The sequence below is a fragment of the Bradyrhizobium sp. 134 genome, assembly GCF_023074155.1.
In the GTDB taxonomy this organism is placed as follows: Bacteria; Pseudomonadota; Alphaproteobacteria; order Rhizobiales; family Xanthobacteraceae; genus Bradyrhizobium.
This window is the reverse complement of the sequence record NZ_JADPKX010000006.1, coordinates 524,084-543,928: the sequence shown is the minus strand read 5'-3', so window position 1 is coordinate 543,928 and position 19,845 is coordinate 524,084. Positions and strand designations below refer to the sequence as shown.

The following is a 19,845-nucleotide window of genomic DNA, read 5'->3' as shown; positions in this document are numbered from 1 at the left end:
ACCATAGCGCGATCTTTCTCCGTGCCGCCAACGATGCCATTTCAAGAGGCGGGTTTTTGATATGCGATTTGTGCCAGTTATTGCCTTGCTCGGAACTGCATGTGGCCTCGCCACGGTCTACGCCGCGGGGCCGGCCGTCATCGGCGACGCGGCCGGGGCCGCGGCGGCCCGCGCCTACGAATCGACCCAACGGCTGCTCAAACCTGTCGGGCCCGAAGCACGAAGTTTCGGATCGGACGCCCCCGTGTTCCGCTATGCCTCAATCCAGCGCGGCAGCATCGAGCAGACCATCACCGTCACCGGAGCCCTGCAGCCGGTCAAGACGATCGAGGTGGGTTCCCAGTTATCCGGGCAGCTCGCCCGGGTCTATGTCGATTTCAACGACACTGTCAGCAAGGATCAGCCGCTCGCCCTGATCGATCCGCGCAGCTTTGCGGCCAAAGTCGATGAAGCCAGGGCGGCCGTGGCGGTGGCGAACTCCTTTGTCGACATCGAGCGGGCCAAGCTCGACCGCGCCAGGATCGATCTGCAAAACGCCAGGGGCAGCAGAGACGTACTCGTGGCCAAGCTCGACAGCGCGCAGGCGGTCAAGGCGTCGGCGCAGAAGACCTTGCAACGCAAGCTGGCTCTACAGTCACAAAACGTCGTGGCGATAACGGCGGTGGATGACGCCCAGACGGAGTTCACCGCGAGGCTTGCCCAAGAGCGCGAAGCCGAAGTCCTCATGTCCCTGAACGCCTACTCAGTCGACGGCGCGCAGGCCGATATCCGCCGGATCGAGGCGGAATTGCAGCAGGCACGAATGGCCGTGCCGGAGAAGGCGGCCGTTCTCGCTGCGGCCCAGGCCGATCTCGACCGCACCGTGATTCGCTCGCCGATCGATGGCGTCGTCGTCGGCAGGTTCGTCAACGAGGGCCAGACGCTCGCGGTCGGACTGGAATCGCGGACCACGTTCGTGGTCGCGCACCGGCTGGAGGACATGGAAATCCACGCGCAGGTCGACGAAGCCGATATCGGGCGCATCGCGCCCGAACAGCGCGCCCATTTCACTGTGGACGCCTACCCGGACCGCCGCTTCGAGGCGGTGGTGCGGCAGGTGCGCAAGGCACCGCAGAACCAGCAGCACGTCGTGACCTACACCGTCGTCCTGGCGACCTCCAACCTCGACGGCGCGTTGCTGCCCGGCATGACGGCCCTCGTGAAGATCGTGATCGAGCGGCAGGACGACGTGCTGAAAGTGCCGCTTGCCGCGTTGCGCTTCCAGCCCTCCGGCACGCAGCCGGATGCCGCGGCGCGCAGCGGGGTGTGGGCACGCACCGCAAGCGGCTCACTCCGGCGCATTCCCGTCACCGTCGGCGCGACCGGCACCGAACAGGTCGCGCTCAGGAGCGGAGACCTCGTCGAGGGCAGTCAGGTCGCTGTGGGCCAGGCCATCCGGCCGGCCGGCATGGAGTTTCTCGGCATCAGGTTCGGATCATGACGGCCCACCCGCCCCTCATCAGCCTGCAGTCGGTCTCCAGGACCTATCGCGCCGACGGTGTGGCGGTGGCTGCGGTGCGCAATGTCAGCTTCGACATCGAACGAGGCGAGATCGTCGCGGTGATGGGACCGTCCGGCTCGGGAAAATCGACGCTGATGAACATGCTAGGGCTGCTCGACCTGCCGAGCGAGGGCGCGCTCTATCTCGAGGGAACCGACGTTGCCGATCTCTCGGAAGACCACCGGTCGTCCCTGCGCGCCCGCAGCATCGGCTTCGTATTCCAGTCCTACAATCTGCTCGCGCGCCACAATGCGATCGAGAACGTGGCCCTGCCGCTGGTCTATTGCGGCATCGGCCGCAAGGAACGTCTGGCCCGCGCCGAGCAGAGCCTGGAGGCCGTCGGCATGGTGCACCGGGCCCACCACTTCCCGCGGCAGCTCTCGGGCGGCGAGCAGCAGCGCGTCGCGATCGCGCGCGCCCTGATCGCCTCTCCGCTGATCGTGCTCGCCGACGAGCCGACCGGCGCGCTCGACAGCCGTACCGGCGCCGAGATACTGGCCCTGTTCGCCGCGCTCAACCGGACCGGCCAGACCATCGTGATGATCACGCATGATCCAGGGATCGCGACCCAGTGCGGGCGCACGATCCGCCTGCATGACGGCGAGCTCGTCGGTGACGAAACGCTGGTCCCGATCCTGCCGAAACGGAGCGCTGCGCCATGACGATGCTCCAGGGCTTCCAGATCGCGTTGCACGCCTTGCGCCTCAATCCGTTGCGCAGCATCCTCACCATGCTCGGCATCGTGATCGGCGTTGCCTCCATCGTGACCGTGTTTGCGATCGGGTCCGGCGCGCAGCTTCGGCTGCAGGAGCAGATCCGCTCGATCGGCGCCAACGTGCTGATGATCAACCCCGGCGCGGTCTACCAGGGCGGCGTACGTCTCAAGGATGGCAGCAAGCTCACCATGACCGAGAGTGACGTGCAGGCGATCCTCGAGCAGATCCCCGAGATCCAGGCTGCGGCCGGCTCGATTGCAGGAACGGCCCAAATCATTCACGAGAGCAAGAACTGGAACACGACCATCAACGGGACGACGACCGGGCACTTCATGGTGCGCGACTGGCAGCTTGCGACCGGGCGCTATTTTTCGGGAAGCGAGGAGGCAGGAGCCGGCAAGGTCGTGATCCTCGGCAGCACGGTGGCGCATGAGCTGTTCGCGCCCGGCGAGGACCCGATCGGCGCACAGATCAGGATCATGAAGGTGCCGCTCGAAGTGGTCGGTGTTCTCGACCGCAAGGGACCGGCGCAGGACGACGTCGCCTTCGTGCCGCTCACCACGGCCAAGTTGCGCTTCCTCGGCAGCGCAAGCAACATCAACCGGGATTCGGTCGCCTACATCATCGCCAAGGTCGCCGCGGACGGACAGATGGCGGGGGCGCGAACGGAGATCGAAAACCTGCTGCGGCAGCGCCACCGTATTCCCGCTGGCCAGGAGGACGACTTCAAGGTCCAGGATCCGGCCGCCGCCATGGAAGCGCAGCAGGGAGCGATCCGCACCGTTGCGCTCCTGCTCGTCGCCATCGCCTCGGTCTCGCTGCTCGTTGGCGGCATCAGCATCATGAACGTCATGATCGTGTCGGTCACCGAGCGCACGCGTGAGATCGGAATCCGCCGCGCGCTTGGCGGGCGGATGCGGGACATCCGTCTTCAGTTTCTCTGCGAGGCCCTCGTGCTCTGCCTGCTCGGCGGCGCGATCGGCGTCGGTGCCGGCGTCACGCTCTCGATGACGGTCGCTCGCATGGCAGGATGGATCACCTCGATCGACGGCCAGGCGATCGGCCTTGCCCTCGCCTTCTCGATCGCGACCGGCCTGATCTTCGGTTTTTATCCCGCCCACAAGGCATCCAAGCTCAGCCCGATCGAGGCACTCAAGACGGAGTGAGAATATGCTGGGGTGTTCGCATCGACCAAAGGCCACGGAGGAGCAGTCATGAGTCCGGATCCGAAACATTCGATCACACCAACGCCACGCGAGCGGGACCTGATGATGCTGATCGCACGCGGCTTGCAGAACAAGAACATCGCGTACGAGCTCAAGATCTCGGAGAACACGGTGCGCGCGCATATCGGCAACATCATGCGCAAATACCGCCTCCAGAACCGGACCCAGATCGCGATCATCTTCGCCCTGCAGGCGGCGCCGCCATCGCTTCGCCGCAACCTGGCCAATGGCGGCCGCAATTCGGCGACGGCAACGCCGGCCAAGGCGGTCGCGCAGAATACGCCGGTGCCGACGGCGCCGGATTGAACGCTCCGGGCACAATTCCTTGCGTCATTTCAGACGAAACACCCAAGTCCGGGGTCAACGGACCGGCGGTAAAATATTCCTCTTTATTAGAATTCGGATTTTTGTTAGACATTTCTCACTCCGGCCCAAGGAAGAGGGGCGTATCGCGATCGTCACGAACGCGGGCCGGACGGCGGTGGACGTTAGTCACATCGGCGCGAACGGCTTTGCAGGGCGGGTAACCGTGAGTGAAGGCCTCGCGCACACGACCGGTGTGATCGGCGTACGGCAAAATCGTGTGGTCCTGGCGCCCGAGGTCTGTGCGCCAAGCGTTGCGGTGATGTGGTGGCTCAACCGGGCACACGCATCAGCCATCCGCAAGGCGACGGGGGCAATAGTGCATCGCTCCCCGGGGAGAGCGCGACATAAGCCGTAAAGCCACTGCGCAGGGAAGGCCGGATGTTGGGCGACACCTGTATGCCGCTGTGCAATCTTGTTCACGACAATCTCGCACAGTGGACCGCGGGTGCCAGCCGGCACCCGGTCTTCCCTGCGCCCTCTTTCAATTGAGGGTGAGGCGACGAAGCAAAGCTCGGGCAAAACAATCCGCGAGAGGGCGAAGGTGTGTCTGCCACTCGGAATGCGAATCGAAGCGCGACGCTGCCAGCCACTCACTCCGTCATTGCGAGCGCAGCGAAGCAATCCAGTCTGCCGCCGCGGAAAGACTCTGGATTGCATCGCTGCGCTCGCAATGATGATGCTGAAGCAGCTGCCCGCCAAAATTCCTGTCTCGTACCCCGGACGCTGCGCAACGCCTCTTGGCCGTGCGCTGCAGCGCGTCCGGGACACGCGGACCGTCCCTGCCCTTCTTTACATGCCGCTCCGCTCTTGTAACAAAACCGTCATGCAGCGAAACTAAACGAAGCCGGGGGCCGCGGTTGGCGGCCAAGCCGCCTCGCAGGGAGAGATTTTGATGCGCCGTTCACTGGTGTTGCTGTCAGCCGGACTGACAGTGTTGTCCGCCGGACTTTCGACCGGACCTGCCTCCGCAGAGAACAACACGCCCCGCAACCTGATCCTGTTCATTCCCGACGGTCTGCGGGCGCTGAAGGTAACACCCGAGACCGCCCCGGCAATGGCCGAAATCCGCGACAAGGGCGTCAATTTCAAGAATTCGCACTCGCTATTCCCGACCTTCACCATGGCCAACGGCTCGGCGATGTCGACCGGCCATTATCTCGGCGACACCGGCGTGTTCTCCAACACGATCTGGACCAACTATACCTCGGTGCCCGCAGGCGACACCGTCGTCCCCTTCATCGAGAACGACGCCGTGCTCGGCGACATCGACGAGCATTTCAAGGGCGACTACCTCAACGAGGACACGATCCTGAAGCTGGCCCGCGACAAGGGCTACAGCACCGCCGCGCTCGGCAAGCATGGTCCGACCTATCAGTTCGACCACACCGACAAGCCCGAAAAGGCCGGCCTGCATTCGGTCGTGTTCGACGACGCCACAGGCGGCAAGAACGGCGTGGCGCTGTCGGACGAGATCAAGGCCGCTCTCACCAAGGCAGGCCTGCCCCTCGCCACGCCGCCGCGCGGCGACAACTCCAAGGCGGGCGATGCCAAGACGCCCGGCACCACGGCGGCCAACGTTGCGCAGCAGGCCTATTTCGCCGACGTCGCGGCCAAGGTCGTGCTGCCGATGTTCAAGGCGCGCAACAAGCCGTTCGTGCTGGTGTTCTGGTCGCGCGACCCCGACGGCAGTCAGCACAACACCGGCGACAGCCTCAACCAGATCATGCCCGGCATCAACGGGCCGACCTCGATGGCCGGCATCAAGAATGCCGACAACAATCTCGCCCAGCTCCGCAAGGCGCTGGACGAGCTCGGCCTTGCCGCAAACACCAACATCATGGTCCAAGCCGACCACGGCTTCTCGACCATCTCCAAGGAAAGCAAGACCAGCCCCTCGGCCAAGGTCAGCTATGACGACACGCCGAAGGACTTTTTGCCGATGGGCTTTCTGGCGCTCGACCTTGCCAAGGCGCTCGACCTGCCGCTGTTCGATCCCAACGACAAGAACGCCAAGGTCGAGGGCAACAAGCACCCCAAGGCCGGCAACGGCGTGCTCGGCAAGGATCCGGAAAAGCCCGATCTCATCGTCGCCACCAATGGCGGCTCCGACCTGATCTATTTGCCGAACAAGGACAAGAAGCTGGCGGCCAAGACCGTCAAGGTCCTGCTCGAGCAGGATTACGTCTCCGGCCTGTTCGTCGACGACTCGCTCGGCCGCTTCCCCGGCACGCTGCCGCTGTCGAGCGTCAACCTGCGCGGCAAGGCGGCGACGCCGACGCCGGCGATCGTCGTCAACTTCCGCTCCTATGCCAGCGATTGCGGCGAGGCGCCGACCAACTGCTCGGTGCACGTCGCCGACACCGTGCTGCGCCAGGGCCAGGGCATGCATGGCAGCTTCAGCCGCGGCGACACCATGAACTTCATGGCCGCGATCGGTCCGGACTTCAAAACCGGCTATGTCAGCGAGATCCCGGTCAGCAATGCCGACGTCGGCATGACGGCCGCCCAGCTCCTCGGCCTGCGCCCATCGCAGAACGGCGGCCTCGTCGGCCGTGTGATGTCCGAGGCGTTGCCCAACGGCCTCGTTCCGAAGGCGTACAAGGGGGTCGAGAAGTCGAAGAAGTCAGAGAACGGCCTTCAGACCGTGCTTAACTTCCAGCGCGTCGGCAGCCAGCGCTATTTCGACACTGCCGGTTTCCCGGGCCGCACGCTCGGCCTCGAGTTGGACACCGGCAAACAAAAAACGGCGGGGAAATAACCCCGCCGTTCAAATGCGTCCTCGTGAGAGGCACGGAATTTCACATGCCGATGTCGAACACGTTCGGCAATTGGCCCGCCAGAGGCAGCGCGGTGGCGCCCAGGAAGGTCGCCACCATCGCCATCAGGCGACGGTTGTTCTGGCGCTTGCCGCGCATCTGGCCGGCGATCCACTCCAGCATTTCGCTGTTGACCTTGGAGGCATAGGACGGCGCCCACCCCTCGATATCGGACTCGGCCGACAGCGCGACGCTGCGCGGCGGCACGTTCAAGCCCGAGGCGCTCGCCGCATAATGGGCGACCGCCTTGGCCAGCAAATCGTCGAACCGGCCACCATCGGTGCGCTCGGTTGCGGCTTCGTTGATCTCGAACAGCGCTTCGGCTTCAGCACGGCTGACCGGCTGGTCGTTGACGGCCGAGGCGGTGAGAATGCGGACGCACCAGGCGGTGTCATCGGCATCGAGCGAGCGGGAGAAGTGCACCCTTCCCTTGGTGGTCGGGCCTTCGCCCGTGATCACGCCGTCGCGCACGATGGTCAGTGCATGGGCCGAGGTATCGCGGCAGGACGGTTCGAGGGACGGCGACTCAACAGACTTATGCGCAGCGGCAGACATAGTTCACTTCCAGATTTCTTCTGATCGGCCAGCATTTTCATGCCGGCGTAAAGGGGTGGTTAATGATTCGGTACGGGGATCGCGACTTTTCGAGATAGTTGCCAATTGGTCGCTGTCAGGACCATTTTGGTTCTGGAAGCGACGGGGCGAGCGTGATGGAAGTCATAAAAGGCTTTCTCGGGGCAATTACGCCCGTATAGCCCCGGTGGAGATGTTTCGCCGCAGGCGCCGCTGTAACAAAAAGGTGCTAGGAAATCAGGCCTTCAAAGAAGGAATTCACATTTTACTTGAAGCGGTTCAGTTAGCGTTCACTTGGGATCGCGAAGACCTTATAATGGTCATGACGGTCAAAGATGAATTCTCAAGTAAATTCAATAGCATGAGGTAGAACCATGACACTTCCGATCGGCGCCACCGCCCCCGATTTCGAAGCCGAGACCACCGAAGGGAAGATCAAGTTCCACGACTGGATCGGCAATAGCTGGGCGCTGCTGTTCTCGCACCCGAAGGACTTCACGCCGGTTTGCACGACCGAGCTCGGCGCGCTCGCCAAGCTCAAGCCGGAATTCGACAAGCGCGGCGTCAAGCTGATGGGCCTCTCGGTCGATCCGGTCGATCGCCACGCCAAATGGTCGGAGGACATCAAGGAGACGCAAGGCGCGGCCCCGAACTATCCGATGATCGGCGACACCGATTACAACGTCTCCAAGCTGTACGGCATGCTGCCGGCCGCGATCTCGGGCGATCCCCTCACCCGCACCGCCGCTGACAACCAGACCGTCCGCAACGTCTTCATCATCGGGCCGGACAAGAAGATCAAGCTGGTGCTGGTCTATCCGATGACGACGGGCCGGAACTTCCAGGAGATCCTCCGCGTCATCGACTCGCTCCAGCTCACCGCCAAGCACCGCGTCGCGACCCCGGCCGACTGGTCGCAGGGCGACGACGTCATCATCGCGGGCTCGGTCTCCAATGACGAGGCCAAGACGATCTACCCGCAGGGCTGGAAGGAGCCGAAGCCCTACATCCGGATCGTGCCGCAGCCGAAATAACCCAACTGTCATTCCGGGCGATGCGTCAGCATCGCCCGGGATGACGATGTTAGCTCTTACGCCGCGCGCACGCGTTCGAGGAAGCCCTCGACCTCAGCTTTCAGATGCAGGCTCTCGCCCGACAACGCCTGCGCGGAGGCAAACATCCGGCTGGACGTCTCACCCGTCTCGTTCGCACCCTGGGCGGCCTGACGGACGTTGACGGCGACATCGGCCGTGCCCGATACCGCCGCGCGAACGCTGGCGACGATGTTCTGGGTCGCGCTCTTCTGCTGCTCGACCGCCGCCGAGATCGAGCCCGCGATGCCGCTGATACGCTCGATGGTCTGGCTGATCGCCTTAATGGCGACAACCGATTCCTCGGTCGCAAGCTGCATGCTGGCGATCTGGTTCGAGATCTCGTCGGTCGCCTTCGCGGTCTGGCCGGCGAGCGTCTTGACCTCCTGGGCTACCACCGCAAAACCGCGGCCGGCATCGCCCGCGCGCGCGGCCTCGATGGTCGCGTTCAGCGCCAGCAGATTGGTCTGCTCGGCGATCGAGGTGATCAGTTTGACGACATCGCCGATGCGCGCGCCTGCCTCGGAGAGCTGCGCGATGCGCTGATCGGTCGCCTCGGCCTGCCGCACGGCCTCGGCGGAAATGACGTTCGATTCCTGCACCCGCCGGGTGATTTCGGAGATCGATTGAGACAGCTCGTCCGAGGCCGACGCCGCCGAACGCACGTGCTCGGAGGCATTTTCGGAAGCTCCGGCCGAGCGCGCCGACAGATCGGCGGTGGAGCGCGCGGTGTCGGTAAGCTGCCGCGCCGTCCGCTCGAATTCCCCTGACGATGTCAGCACCTTGTCGAGAATGCCGCCGACACCGCCACGGAACTCCTCGACGAAATTGCGCAGCTCGGATTTGCGCTGCTCGGCGGCTGCGGCCGAAGCCGCCGCCTGCTCGCTGCGCATCCGCGCCCGCTCCTGCGAATTGCTCCTGAACACCGCGACCGTGCGGGCGATTTCGCCGATCTCGTCGGCGCGATTTTCGCAATCGATCTCGACGTCGCTCTGGCCTTCGGCGAGCGCGGTCAGCGAGCGCGTGACCGAGGTGAGCGGCTTGGTGACACGGCGGACGACCAGCAAGGTCAGGACCAGCACCAGCAACGCGGCGAGGCCGGCGGCAGCCGCCATGCTCTCGATCGTCTGGGCCAGCATGCTCTCGAACTGGGCCATCGGGATGCCGACATAGAGGATGCCGGCGACCTTGCCGCTGGCGTCGGCGACCGGGAAATAGGCGGTCATAAAGGACTTGCCGAACAGGGTGGCCGGGCCCTTGTAGGCCTCGCCACGACGCAGCAGCGCCTGCGCCGGGTGATCGGCGGCAAGCTGGGTCCCGACGGCACGGTCGCCATTTTCCTTCTTCACGTTGGTCGAGCGCCGCACGAACTGCCCGCTCGCATCGTCGAACACGAACAGGGTCGCGTTGCCGCCGACATAGGACACCGCGCGATCGACGATGGCGTGATCCTTGAAGTCCGGCATCTTGGGAATCTCGGCGCGCGCGACCGCGCCATCCCGCATCGTGATCTTCGCATCGGGAACGATTTCGGCAAAGGCCAGCGCCAGCGTGCGCAAACTCACCTCGATGTCGCGGAGCGCGCGATCGTTGAAAGCGGAGCTGAGCGACCAATAGCCGGCGCCGACCACGAGCGCCGTATTCATAGCGATCAGCAGCACGGCGCACAGCAGCGCCTTGGTGCCAAGCTTGAATTGCGGCAGAAACTTCGCCGTTGCTCGTCCGTACATGAATGAAATTACCTCCGTAATTCCTGCATATTCGTGCAATCGGCTTACGGTCACATTAACGGCGGTTCCAATCGCCGCCGCGCGACATGCTTTCCAAATCGTTAACGAGGCCACCCTGACCACGCCCAGAACTACGCCAAGGACCACGCCAAGTGCTCCGCCCATCATCGTCTGGTTTCGCGACGACCTCCGCCTGTCCGACCACCCGGCCCTCCACGCTGCCGCCAAGGCCGCTGCGACGACCAGGGCGCCGGTGATCTGCCTCTATGTGCTGGACGACGCGGCCGGGCGAGCGCCGGGCGCCGCGGCGCGCTGGTGGCTGGCGCAGTCGCTGAGGGCGCTCGGCGCCGACATTGCCACGCGCGGCGGATCGCTGATCCTGCGCAAGGGGCCGGCGGCCAGGGTGATCGCGGAGGTGGTCCGCGAGAGCGGAGCCCGCACTGTCTACTGGAATGAGATCGCACAGGCGTCGCATCAGGCGATCGAGCGGCAGCTCGAAGCAGCGCTGGCAAAGATCGGCGTGGACTCGCAAAGTTTCCCGGGCGACTTGCTCGTTCCGCCCGCGGCGATCCGCAACAAGGAAGGCCGCGGCCTGCGCGTGTTCACGCCATTCTGGCGGCGCGTGCTGGCGCTCGGCGATCCGCCGAAGCCATTGCCGGCACCGAAGGAGCTGCGTCCTGCGCCTACAGTCGCCAGCGAGGCGCTGGAGACCTGGAAGCTCGAGCCGCGCAAGCCCGATTGGGCCGGCGGCCTGCACGAGACATGGACCCCCGGCGAAGCCTCCGCCCGCGCCCGCCTGCGCAATTTCCTCAAGCACACTGCACAAGGCTATGTCGGCGATCGCGACCGCCCGGACCGCGAGGGCACCTCACATCTGTCACCGCATTTGAGGTTCGGCGAGCTCAGCCCGCGCCAGGTCTGGCACGCCGCGCGGTTCGCCGCGGCGGAGAACCCTGCGATCGGACCCGGTGTCGACAAGTTCCTGAGCGAGCTTGGCTGGCGTGAGTTCTGCCGGCACCTGCTCCACGACCACCCCAACCTTGCCACCAAAAACCTGCAAGCGAATTTCGACGGCTTCCCATGGAAGCCCGACGCCAAGGCGCTCGCCGCCTGGCAGCGCGGACGCACCGGCTATCCCATCGTTGACGCCGGCCTCCGCGAGCTCTGGCACACGGGCGTGATGCACAACCGGGTGCGAATGGTGGTCGCCTCATTTCTGGTCAAGCACCTCCTGATCGACTGGCGCGACGGCGAAAGCTGGTTCTGGGACACGCTGGTCGATGCGGATGCCGGCAGTAATCCCGCCAACTGGCAGTGGGTCGCCGGCTGCGGCGCCGACGCGGCGCCCTATTTCCGCGTGTTCAATCCGGTGCTCCAGGGCGAGAAATTCGACCCGGATGGAGCCTATGTCCGGCGCTGGGTGCCCGAGCTAAAGGACGTGCCGGCCAAGTTGATCCACAAGCCCTGGGAGGCCACGCCGATCGAGCTTGCGAGCGCCGGCGTCACGCTCGGCAAGACCTATCCGCAGCCGATCGTCGATCATGCCAAGGGACGAGAGCGCGCGCTCGCCGCCTACGCCAAGATCCGCAAAGGTTGAGCGTTGCTTTGACACAATTATGAAACGCGCTATCGTCATCGCTCCATGCAAACCGTGGGGGACACTATGGACGACGACAAGCCGATCACCGAACAGGCGATGGACACGATCACCGCCGCCGTGGAAGCGACCAAGGACGCAGCTGTCACTGCGGTGAAGAAGGTCAGGAAGGCCGCCAAGAAGGCTGCGAAGAAAGTAGCGCCGAAGAAGGCTTCCAAGAAGAAAGCCAAGAAGGCTGCGAAGAAAACTTCGAAGAAGGCCACCAAGAAGGCTTCGAAGAAAGCTGCAAAGAAGTCGTCGAAGAAGGCCGCCAAGAAAACGGCAAAGAAGACTGCCAAGAAGGCGACCAAGTCGAAAAAGAAGGCCAAGAAGGCCAAGCGCTGATCTCACCGCCGAGGTCTCCGGGGGCGGACGCGCCCGGAGACGGCTCCAGCGATGCCCTACCCTCGCCGCTTGGCTGCACGCCGGCCCGGGTGATGCTCGCCCTGCGGATCGCGGAATTCGCTGCGATGACCGCGCCGGTCCTCGGCGTTGAAGCGCCGACGCTTCTCGGGCGAGCCGAACGCCTTGATCACCTTCCTGCCGTTGACCTTCTTGATGACGTAGCCACCCTCGGTCATCGAGAACGGCTCTTTCAGCGTTCCCTTGTGGTCGAACTTGGTGCCCCGGGGATGCTTGAACGGTTCGAACCAGGACGGATGGACGAAGTTCGACATCTCGAAGCCGGCGACGAAGAAGGTGTCCTCTTCCACGGCGTCACAGACCTCATAGGCATATTGGGTGTTCGGGTTTTTGTCGGCCCAGAGATTGGCCATGGGATCGAGCACCATCTCGAACAGCTCGTGCGAGGCCGCCACGCTGACCGGCTCATCGCCCAGCGCCCTGACGAAGATCTTTGAGATCGGCTGGCGGCGATGCGTCAGCTCATGGCGGCCGAGCATGTTCTTGTGGGAGGCCTCGTCAAAATAGACCAGCTGCCACTCGCCCGGCTTCGGCTTTTCGCTGACATAGAGGTCGACCGGATAGCCCCACACCGGCAGGAAGTGCTTGTCGTAGCATTTCTGGAGCGCCGCTGTGAGCCTGGCCATCTTGCGGCCGCTGATCGTCGGCTCCGCGTAGTTGATGCAGGCAATCCGGACCGGCTTCAGGGACCTGCCAAGCAACGCGCGTCTCGCCTTCTTCATGGAAATCACCTGTAAAAGGGCCACTGAAATGCGCCGACCCTAGCACGATCTTGCCGCGCACGTCAGGGATGTATTCCGGCGGCCCGGCCCGCCGGTCCTAGAAGCGTCGGTTGACCACAAACACCGCAGCCGCGCACATCACCATGCCGGCGATCGCCAGCGCATCGAGCTTTTCTCCAAACAGCAGATAAGCCATCAGCGCCGTCACGGCGGGCACCAGATAGAACAGGCTTGCAACAGAAGTGGCGGCGGCATGGCGGATCAGCCAGTACAGCAGCCCGATCGACCCGATCGAGAGGGCCACGGCGAGCCAGGCCAGCGCCAGCATGAACTCGCGCGTCCAGTGCACCACGCGGTCCTCGAACAGGAAGGCGCCGATCGCGAAGAAGATCGTGACGGAGACGTACTGCACGAGATTGCCGGCGCGCCAGTCGATGTGGTTGCAATAGCGGCGCTGATAGAGCGTGCCGAGCGTGATGCTGATCAGCGAGACGACGGAGGCAAGCCAGCCGAGCCCGGCTTCGCCGGTCATGGGACGGCCGTGCAGGATCAGCACGACGCCGCCGAGGCCAAGGACGAGCCCCGCCCATTGCACCGGCGTCACCTTCTCCCCGAGCCAGCGGTTGGCGATGGTCGAGGTCAGGATCGGCTGAAGGCCCGGAATGAGCGCGGAGAGCCCTGCCGGAATCGAATGCGCGATCGCGATTGCGGTGCCGCCGAGATAGAAGCCATGGACGAGAATGCCCGCGACGGCGCTGTGCGCGATACCGATACGGTCCGGCCATTTCGGCCGCGCAATCGCGACGATGATTCCCATCAGACCGACCACGAACGCCATGCGGATGGCGAGATAGGTCAGGGGATCGGCATTGTTGACGACGTATTTGGTGCCGATGAAGCCCGTGCTCCAGAGCAGGACGAACAGGATCGGCGCGGCGCGGGCGGTCAGGGCTTCTTGATTATGATTCATTGCCGCCTCATTGCCCCACCCGGGGCCAATGCGGCAATGCGAATTTCGGCCAATTTCGTCCGGACGATGCTGCGCTGCGACGGACCAGACGGCTCAGCCGCTCACCATTCGTCCGGACAGGGATCGATGATCTTCCAGAGCTCGACGCCGTTCTTGATCTTTTTCATGTCGGTGGTGAGCCCGCCATTGCGGCGGATCCAGTCCTTCACCGTGTCGGGGTAATAGGCCATCAGGTCGGACGTCCCCTCCGCGCTGGTGACCTTGATGCCGAACGTGAAGGCCTTGTCGTAGTAGGCTTGGTGGAAGCCGAGGCTGGCGCGCGGCGTCACGCAGATCTTGTTCATCGGCACGATGCCGAGCACCAAGGTGCAGGCCGAATTGCAGATGCCGTCGATAATGACGCGCTCGCCCTTTTCGCGGACGCGTTTGTACTTGGCCTTGTACTCCTCGACATAGCCGCCGTGGTCGCGGGTAATGTGCAGCTCGGCCCGCGCCGGCGTGGCGGCGACGACCGAGAGCAACAGCAGGCTCAGAAGCGTGATGCGCATGGCGAGGTGACGGCGAAAGCCTTCAGGAATGGACCGGCCTCGAAGGACCCTCAAGATGATCCCCGGGCCGGCAACAGGATATTTAACCGAATTCTCTTTGGTCATACTTGTGTGGGGAATTCGTTAAGCATCTCGAAAAGGCCAAAAATGGGCAAGTCCGGACCACAGAACCGGCAATTCTGTCACACCCACCCGGGAATCTGCGGGATTGGCCCCGATTTCCGGGCTGCAGACGGGTGTTCCGGCCGCCCGAACTGGCTATAAACGGCTGACCTATTCGTGCGGGTTCCGGAGATTCGAGATGAGCAAGTTGAAGCTTGTAGCCGCGATTGCTGCCCTGTCGGCCGCGATTCTTGCCCCTGGCCTCGCAGAGGCACGGGGACATCACCGGTACCACCGCTATACCACGAACCCGCTGCCCTACCCGATCAGCTATCTCCACAATTACGGGCCCGGCATCACGCCCGGGACGTTCGCCTTTTACGACGGCCCGTCGACCAACCATTGCTACCAGAGCGCAGCCGCCTATGTCGGCCAGGACCGCCGCCGGCACCCCTGCTACTGAGGGGCGCAGGCGCGCCGCGGGGGCCGCTATTTGGCGGCGCCCGACAGCAGCAATTGCTTCTCGATTTCGTAGACCGGCAGTTTGACGAGGTCCTTGCCGACCTCGCCCTGGAGTGCCTTGCGCACCACATCCGAATAGTCGGCGCGGATCATCCCAAGCGCGCGCGGCGAGGCCACCATGGTCAAGGCCGAGGTCTCGCCTGAGCTGACGGCGGCATCGAGCCGTCCGGCCAGGCTGCGCAGGAAGGCGCGCTCGGCCTCGTCGTGCCAATCAGTCTGCTCCACCGAGCTGCGCGCGGTGCCGGCCGCGCCATGGAGCCTGCCCGGCGCGTCGGTCCCTTGCGCGCTGGTCGAGGAATTGGGCTGCTCGTGCACCTCCCTGGTGTGGAGGTTCGGAAACATCTCGTCGCCGAGGTTTTCCAGAATGAGCGCCTTGCGCCCGTCGCACACGACCAGCCAGTCACCCTTGTCGATTCTCATTTTGTCCATTGCACAGCTCCAAAGCGACCTCGCGAGCCTGCTCTTCGAATTGCTCGAAAGGTTGGCCACGAGGCCAGCTTACGGACGAAGCCGCACCAGTGAATTGCGCGGGATCAAGGATGGTGGCGATGTCCTGCGGAGCGCAAACGCAAGCGCAGCATTGGTCAAGAGCGCGAACCTGGGATAGTCTGGCGGAGCTAAAGGTCAGGCCTGCGGCGGGCTGGCTGAGAAGACCTGTTCATCAGCATTACATTTCGCCCCCGCCACAATTTGATCAGAACAAACTTCGATATCCCTGTATTGCGTAAGCGGAGAAAGACATCATGAAGCTTAGAATTGGCCTCGTCGCCGCGACCCTGCTGGGTGCGTTGGTCGCATCATCGGCGGCGTCCGCCATGCCCATCGCGCCTGCTCCTGCGACGCCGCAGGTTTCCGACGTCGAGCAGGTCCGCATGGTCTGTGACGCCTGGGGACGCTGTTTCTGGCGCCCGAACTACTATGGATACTACGCGCCGCGGCCCTACTACGGTCCCCGATATGCACCGCGCCTTTACGGTGGGCCTCGCTATTACGGACCACGCTATCGCCGCTGGTAATTCTAAAGGGGCCCTCCGGGGCCCCTTCGCTTTTGCGAGATCAAGGATGTTGGTCTGGAGTCATTCCAAAACTGATCTAGATCAAAGACGAAATCCGCTACGCCGTCATTCTCCGACGATGGTCGATTTGATCGTTTTTCGATGTCCCCAGACGGGCATGAACGTGCAGACACATCTTGAGAAGCAACAGAGACAGGAGGCGCAGAGCTTTGCCTCCTTCGCCTGTCCCGCCTGCACGCGGCTGCATTTCATCGACCTCGCCTCCGGCCAGCCGATGACTCGAGACCGCTGACGACGACATCGATCCGCCGGCTTCATGCCATGATGTCCGCAATACTACGGCCCGGAATCCGGTTTACTGAAGCGCGATGTTTCGCCATTGATGGCGATGTTCCGACGTTCATTTGATTGTCATATTGCAGCAGCCGGCCGCACGCATGTTGTTCGACGCCCTCGCCCCATCCTCGGCGCTTCAATTGATCGGCTTTGCCGACGTCGATGCGTTTCGGCCGATCGAGTCGATGGAGGATGCGAGAAGCATTCCGCTCGACGTCCGGAATTTCGCGGCGGCTCGCGCTGTCGTCTCCCTGCCCGGCTGCCGCATCGTCATGATGCGCTCGTTCGCGCGCATCCTCGACGCCGCCTATCGGATGCCCGGGGGGATGGTGATCCTGCCCATGACGGACGACCTTCAGGTCAATTCCAAGGGCATGGATCTGGACGCGCGTTTCTTCATCGCGCTCCGCGGCAGCGATGAATGCCATTTCGTCGAGCGCCGGACCAATCATCATGCGATGATCATCTTCTCACCCGGCATGAGCGACCGGGGCTGGTTCGATCAGGCGCACGATTTGCGGGCCTATGGCGCGAACCGCCCCGCTTTGCTCCACATACGGCAGCTCCTGCTCGACATTCTGCGAACCGCGTCGGTGCAGCCGGCCCTGTTCGAAACGACCGAGGTCGCCGCCCATCTCCAGGAAGGCCTGCTGCTCGCACTCGACGATCTGTTTCGCATCGATCCGCTCTCGGACCGGAGTGCGTCCGTCCAGGGCGAGCGATCGATCAAACTTGTGCAACGGATCGACGATTACGTCGCAGCACATCCAACTGCTCCGATCTATACCGCCGATCTCGCCGGCGAGTTTGGCGTCTCGATCCGGACGCTCGGCGGCGCCGTCAGCAAGGTGCGTGGCATGAGCCTGCATCAATACATTCGCCTGAAAAAATTGTGGGCGACGCGGTCTCGCCTTCTCAAGGGCAGCGGCGCCACCGTCGCCACATGCGCGCGCGCCCAAGGCTTTCACCATTTGGGGGAGTTTGCCGCAGCTTACCGTGCGACCTTCCATGAAGCGCCGTCCGACACGCTGGCCCGGGGCCGGCAAGCCGGTCCGACGGCTGGTTGACCAGACCCGGCTCCAGTCTTTCCAGTGCGGCGCGCGCCTAAAGGGAACCAGTTCCCTCGAACTGCATTATCCGAGCGGTGCGCCGGCAGCGCACTGAAGCACCCCGCGCGCCCTACGTGCGGGGTTTTTCTCGCCGTCAACCAAGTGGTTCAGGAAGAAAATGTCTATTAGCCGCAACGTATTGTTTCTGATCATCGGTGCTCTGGTCGTCACGGCGGCCGTGCTCGGCTACAATCTCTACCAGACGAAGCAGCCCGATGGCCTGCAAATCAATGTCGGTCCCAACGGGCTGAAGATCCAAGGCAAATAGAGGCGGCTCACGGCCTTGCGCCCCTATCCGAATACTGTGGCCTGACAATTGGCGCGCTCGGAGAGATTCGAACTCCCGACCCTCGGAATCGAAATCCGATGCTCTATCCAGCTGAGCTACGAGCGCCTTGGCCCAGGCAATGGGCCGCAACCGAGACGCCCCAGATCGCTGCTGGCGGGCCAGCAGGTCGGACGACGTTCGGATGGGTTCGAATTAGCAGAGAGGCCGGCCAATAAAAAGCCCTTCCCGCCCGATTCGAGACGGGTCAGACCCGCCCTTACCAGGTGCTGTTGAAGAAGCCGAAATGCGGCTGCTGCGCCATCACCATCATCGGCCGCCCTTGCTGCGGCACCGGATGCGTTCTGGCGACCTTGCGCTTGGGCTGCTGCGCCGAGAGCTGAGAGGATTGGGTCTGAGGGGGCTGGGCCTGCGCCTGAACTTGCGGCTGAATTTGCGTCCTGGCTTCGGTCTTCTTGGCCGCAGCGGTATCGGCCTTCGCGGCCGGCGTGAATTGGGCGAACGTCTCGCGGACCCGCGCCTTGGCTGATATCTCTGCCAAAGCGGGTGACATGCTCTCCACGGGCGGCTGGGGAGCCGCGACGGCGGCGATCTTCACCGCAGGGGCGGCAAGCGTCGGCTGACTGGTGTCGAGTACGACACGCTCTGGCAGGTGGCGATCGGACCGGATCCGAATCAACGGCTGTTCGTTGCTTGCAGTTGCGATAGCCTGCGTCACAGGCGAAGTCGGCAGAACGTAGTTCGCCGCGAACAGCAGTGCGAGCAAGGCTCCACCGACAAAGAAGAAATACCGAAAGATGGGCATTGGCCGCGCTCCGCCCGCCGCATCCCCGCGTGGGCTCTCCGCCTTAACAGGCGATCATTTAATTGGTTCCTGGCCCAGCCGTTCGGTTCAAATGGCGACGCCAAGTTTTTCGGCCAAGCCCCCGGGACAGTAACTTTTCCGCTACCCGGCACTGCCGGCCTTATGTCCGGCGTGCTGCCACAAGCGAACACTTCGCCTGATCGGCATTCACGTTGACGAAGCCGACAGGAATGCGCGCAAAAGTCTTGCGGCCCTTCATGCTGACCGGATCCGCCAGAACGCGGGTGCGGTCGGTGAGATGACTGCCATCGCGCCGCGCAAAAGCGCAGACGATCTCGACATCCTTTACGGCATAGTCGTTGTCGTTGCGCAGCGTGAGCGTCACCAGCGCCTTCGAGCCAAGGCCACCGCGGCGCCAGGTCTGAGATGAAATCCTGATCCGGCCGAGTTCTGCCATTGTCGGAATCGGAGCTTCGGAAGGCGGCGACGCGGTGGCCGCATCGCCCGAAGGCTCCGTCGCGACCGCTGCCATCTCAGACGTCACCGGCTCTGCACTGTTGCCTCTGGAGAGGGGGAGCAGCATCCAGATGCCGCAACCGACGATGATTGCCGCCAACAGCCACAGCAAGCCTCGCCCAAATGAAACGCTCGCGATCGTCACCGCCCGCGCCAGTCGTTCGCCGGTCCCGGCGAAACGCCCCAACCCGATGCGGTCTAACCCAGCGTTCATGGTCGCCTCACCGATCGCGGCGGAAGCACGTTCGACAACGGATTCGGCCACTGCTTACCTTAATCGGGAAGGCGAACTAAGGTTCCCGCGCAGCTGCCGAGTCGGCAAGAGCGGTGGCGGTCACGGGCCGAGGCCGCTAACATGCGCTGCAACATCAATATCCGTCGGGAGAACACGAAATGCCAGTCGTCACTTGGGATCACGTCCATCTGCGCAGCCCCGATCCGGAGGCCACGGCGGCCTGGCTGCGGGACATCCTCGGTGGCGAGATCGTGCAAGCGCCCGGACGGATCGACGTGAATCTCGGCGGCGCAAGGATCTTCATTGCGCCGCTCGAGGGCGACAATGCGGTCAACCCGCCGCCGCCGCACCCGCATCAAGGCCTCGACCATTTCGGTCTCACGGTGAAGGACATCGACGCCGTCGCCGCCGAGCTCAAGGCCAAGGGCGTCACTTTCACGCGCGAACCGACCACGATCCGCCCCGGCGTGCGCATCTGCTTCATCCGCGGCCCCGAAGGCATCTCCATCGAGCTGCTCGAGCGCGACAAGAAATATACCTGACACGGCGCGCGCCGCATCG

Annotated in this window: 21 protein-coding genes and 1 tRNA gene; 13 read left to right on the top strand and 9 right to left on the bottom strand. The window is 63.7% G+C overall.

The annotated features are described in order from the left end of the window. Positions 1-61: 61 nt before the first annotated feature. From IVA75_RS03560 to IVA75_RS03540, 5 genes are all read left to right on the top strand, one after another. Entirely contained in the window at positions 62-1,480 is a 1,419-nt protein-coding gene (locus IVA75_RS03560; RefSeq protein ID WP_249799282.1) for an efflux RND transporter periplasmic adaptor subunit, read from the top strand. After that, positions 1,477-2,202: an ABC transporter ATP-binding protein gene (locus IVA75_RS03555; protein WP_247286976.1), complete on the top strand. Its 726-nt coding sequence runs from the start codon at positions 1,477-1,479 to the stop codon at positions 2,200-2,202. The genes IVA75_RS03560 and IVA75_RS03555 overlap by 4 nt, the downstream gene beginning before the upstream one ends. Next, complete coding sequence (locus tag IVA75_RS03550) at positions 2,199-3,422, top strand: ABC transporter permease (protein WP_027518531.1); 1,224 nt, start codon at positions 2,199-2,201, stop codon at positions 3,420-3,422. Before IVA75_RS03555 ends, IVA75_RS03550 begins: the two co-directional genes overlap by 4 nt. 48 nt (positions 3,423-3,470) lie before the next feature. After that, positions 3,471-3,788: a LuxR C-terminal-related transcriptional regulator gene (locus IVA75_RS03545; protein ID WP_247286977.1), complete on the top strand. Its 318-nt coding sequence runs from the start codon at positions 3,471-3,473 to the stop codon at positions 3,786-3,788. Between the two features lie 952 nt (positions 3,789-4,740). Next, positions 4,741-6,606 (top strand): alkaline phosphatase family protein, encoded by a 1,866-nt coding sequence (locus IVA75_RS03540; RefSeq protein ID WP_247286978.1) that lies wholly within the window; start codon positions 4,741-4,743, stop codon positions 6,604-6,606. 40 nt (positions 6,607-6,646) lie between these two features. On the opposite strand, the gene IVA75_RS03535 is transcribed toward IVA75_RS03540, so the two are convergent. After that, on the bottom strand, positions 6,647-7,219 hold the full coding sequence (locus IVA75_RS03535; RefSeq protein ID WP_247286979.1) for a hypothetical protein: 573 nt from the start codon (positions 7,217-7,219) through the stop codon (positions 6,647-6,649). A gap of 392 nt (positions 7,220-7,611) precedes the next feature. Here IVA75_RS03535 and IVA75_RS03530 point away from each other — a divergent pair, with 392 nt between their 5' ends. Beyond that, positions 7,612-8,271: a peroxiredoxin gene (locus IVA75_RS03530; RefSeq protein WP_007603114.1), complete on the top strand. Its 660-nt coding sequence runs from the start codon at positions 7,612-7,614 to the stop codon at positions 8,269-8,271. A 56-nt stretch (positions 8,272-8,327) separates the two neighbouring features. Here IVA75_RS03530 and IVA75_RS03525 read toward each other — a convergent pair whose 3' ends face one another. After that, complete coding sequence (locus IVA75_RS03525) at positions 8,328-10,058, bottom strand: Cache 3/Cache 2 fusion domain-containing protein (RefSeq protein WP_247286980.1); 1,731 nt, start codon at positions 10,056-10,058, stop codon at positions 8,328-8,330. 193 nt (positions 10,059-10,251) lie between these two features. Between IVA75_RS03525 and IVA75_RS03520 the strand changes: the two genes are divergently transcribed. Further along, positions 10,252-11,655, top strand: coding sequence for a deoxyribodipyrimidine photo-lyase (locus IVA75_RS03520; RefSeq protein WP_247287430.1), 1,404 nt, complete (start codon positions 10,252-10,254; stop codon positions 11,653-11,655). Between the two features lie 66 nt (positions 11,656-11,721). Continuing rightward, positions 11,722-12,039: a hypothetical protein gene (locus IVA75_RS03515; RefSeq protein ID WP_027567443.1), complete on the top strand. Its 318-nt coding sequence runs from the start codon at positions 11,722-11,724 to the stop codon at positions 12,037-12,039. Positions 12,040-12,095: 56 nt separating this feature from the next. Here the strand turns inward: IVA75_RS03515 and IVA75_RS03510 are convergent, their stop codons facing one another. The 3 genes from IVA75_RS03510 to IVA75_RS03500 form a co-directional block, all read right to left on the bottom strand. Further along, positions 12,096-12,839 carry a hypothetical protein gene (locus IVA75_RS03510; protein ID WP_247286981.1) on the bottom strand — a complete coding sequence of 248 codons (744 nt, stop codon included), beginning with the start codon at positions 12,837-12,839 and terminating at the stop codon, positions 12,096-12,098. Between the two features lie 97 nt (positions 12,840-12,936). Beyond that, positions 12,937-13,809 carry a DMT family transporter gene (locus IVA75_RS03505; RefSeq protein WP_247286982.1) on the bottom strand — a complete coding sequence of 291 codons (873 nt, stop codon included), beginning with the start codon at positions 13,807-13,809 and terminating at the stop codon, positions 12,937-12,939. A 101-nt stretch (positions 13,810-13,910) separates the two neighbouring features. Continuing rightward, positions 13,911-14,357, bottom strand: coding sequence for a hypothetical protein (locus IVA75_RS03500; protein ID WP_007603109.1), 447 nt, complete (start codon positions 14,355-14,357; stop codon positions 13,911-13,913). A gap of 301 nt (positions 14,358-14,658) precedes the next feature. Here IVA75_RS03500 and IVA75_RS03495 point away from each other — a divergent pair, with 301 nt between their 5' ends. Next, the gene (locus tag IVA75_RS03495; RefSeq protein ID WP_247286983.1) at positions 14,659-14,922 is read left to right on the top strand and encodes a hypothetical protein; all 264 of its coding nucleotides are present in this window, start codon (positions 14,659-14,661) and stop codon (positions 14,920-14,922) included. Between the two features lie 26 nt (positions 14,923-14,948). Here IVA75_RS03495 and IVA75_RS03490 read toward each other — a convergent pair whose 3' ends face one another. Continuing rightward, complete coding sequence (locus IVA75_RS03490) at positions 14,949-15,410, bottom strand: host attachment protein (protein WP_247286984.1); 462 nt, start codon at positions 15,408-15,410, stop codon at positions 14,949-14,951. A 314-nt stretch (positions 15,411-15,724) separates the two neighbouring features. Here IVA75_RS03490 and IVA75_RS03485 point away from each other — a divergent pair, with 314 nt between their 5' ends. The 3 genes from IVA75_RS03485 (at position 15,725) to IVA75_RS03475 (ending at position 17,710) form a co-directional block, all read left to right on the top strand. Further along, positions 15,725-15,997 carry a hypothetical protein gene (locus IVA75_RS03485; RefSeq protein ID WP_247286985.1) on the top strand — a complete coding sequence of 91 codons (273 nt, stop codon included), beginning with the start codon at positions 15,725-15,727 and terminating at the stop codon, positions 15,995-15,997. A 437-nt stretch (positions 15,998-16,434) separates the two neighbouring features. Next, positions 16,435-17,400, top strand: a complete 966-nt coding sequence (locus IVA75_RS03480; RefSeq protein ID WP_247286986.1) for a helix-turn-helix domain-containing protein — start codon at positions 16,435-16,437, stop codon at positions 17,398-17,400. A gap of 160 nt (positions 17,401-17,560) precedes the next feature. Then, entirely contained in the window at positions 17,561-17,710 is a 150-nt protein-coding gene (locus tag IVA75_RS03475) for a hypothetical protein (protein ID WP_247286987.1), read from the top strand. Between the two features lie 49 nt (positions 17,711-17,759). Here IVA75_RS03475 and IVA75_RS03470 read toward each other — a convergent pair. The 3 genes from IVA75_RS03470 to IVA75_RS03460 all read right to left on the bottom strand — a co-directional run bounded on the left by IVA75_RS03470 (position 17,760) and on the right by IVA75_RS03460 (position 19,263). After that, a tRNA-Arg gene (locus tag IVA75_RS03470) sits at positions 17,760-17,836 on the bottom strand. Between the two features lie 151 nt (positions 17,837-17,987). Continuing rightward, on the bottom strand, positions 17,988-18,533 hold the full coding sequence (locus tag IVA75_RS03465) for a hypothetical protein (protein WP_247286988.1): 546 nt from the start codon (positions 18,531-18,533) through the stop codon (positions 17,988-17,990). 160 nt (positions 18,534-18,693) lie between these two features. Then, positions 18,694-19,263, bottom strand: a complete 570-nt coding sequence (locus IVA75_RS03460) for a hypothetical protein (RefSeq protein WP_247287431.1) — start codon at positions 19,261-19,263, stop codon at positions 18,694-18,696. Between the two features lie 179 nt (positions 19,264-19,442). Here IVA75_RS03460 and IVA75_RS03455 point away from each other — a divergent pair, with 179 nt between their 5' ends. Continuing rightward, on the top strand, positions 19,443-19,826 hold the full coding sequence (locus IVA75_RS03455; RefSeq protein WP_018455287.1) for a VOC family protein: 384 nt from the start codon (positions 19,443-19,445) through the stop codon (positions 19,824-19,826). The last annotated feature ends 19 nt before the right edge of the window (positions 19,827-19,845 follow it).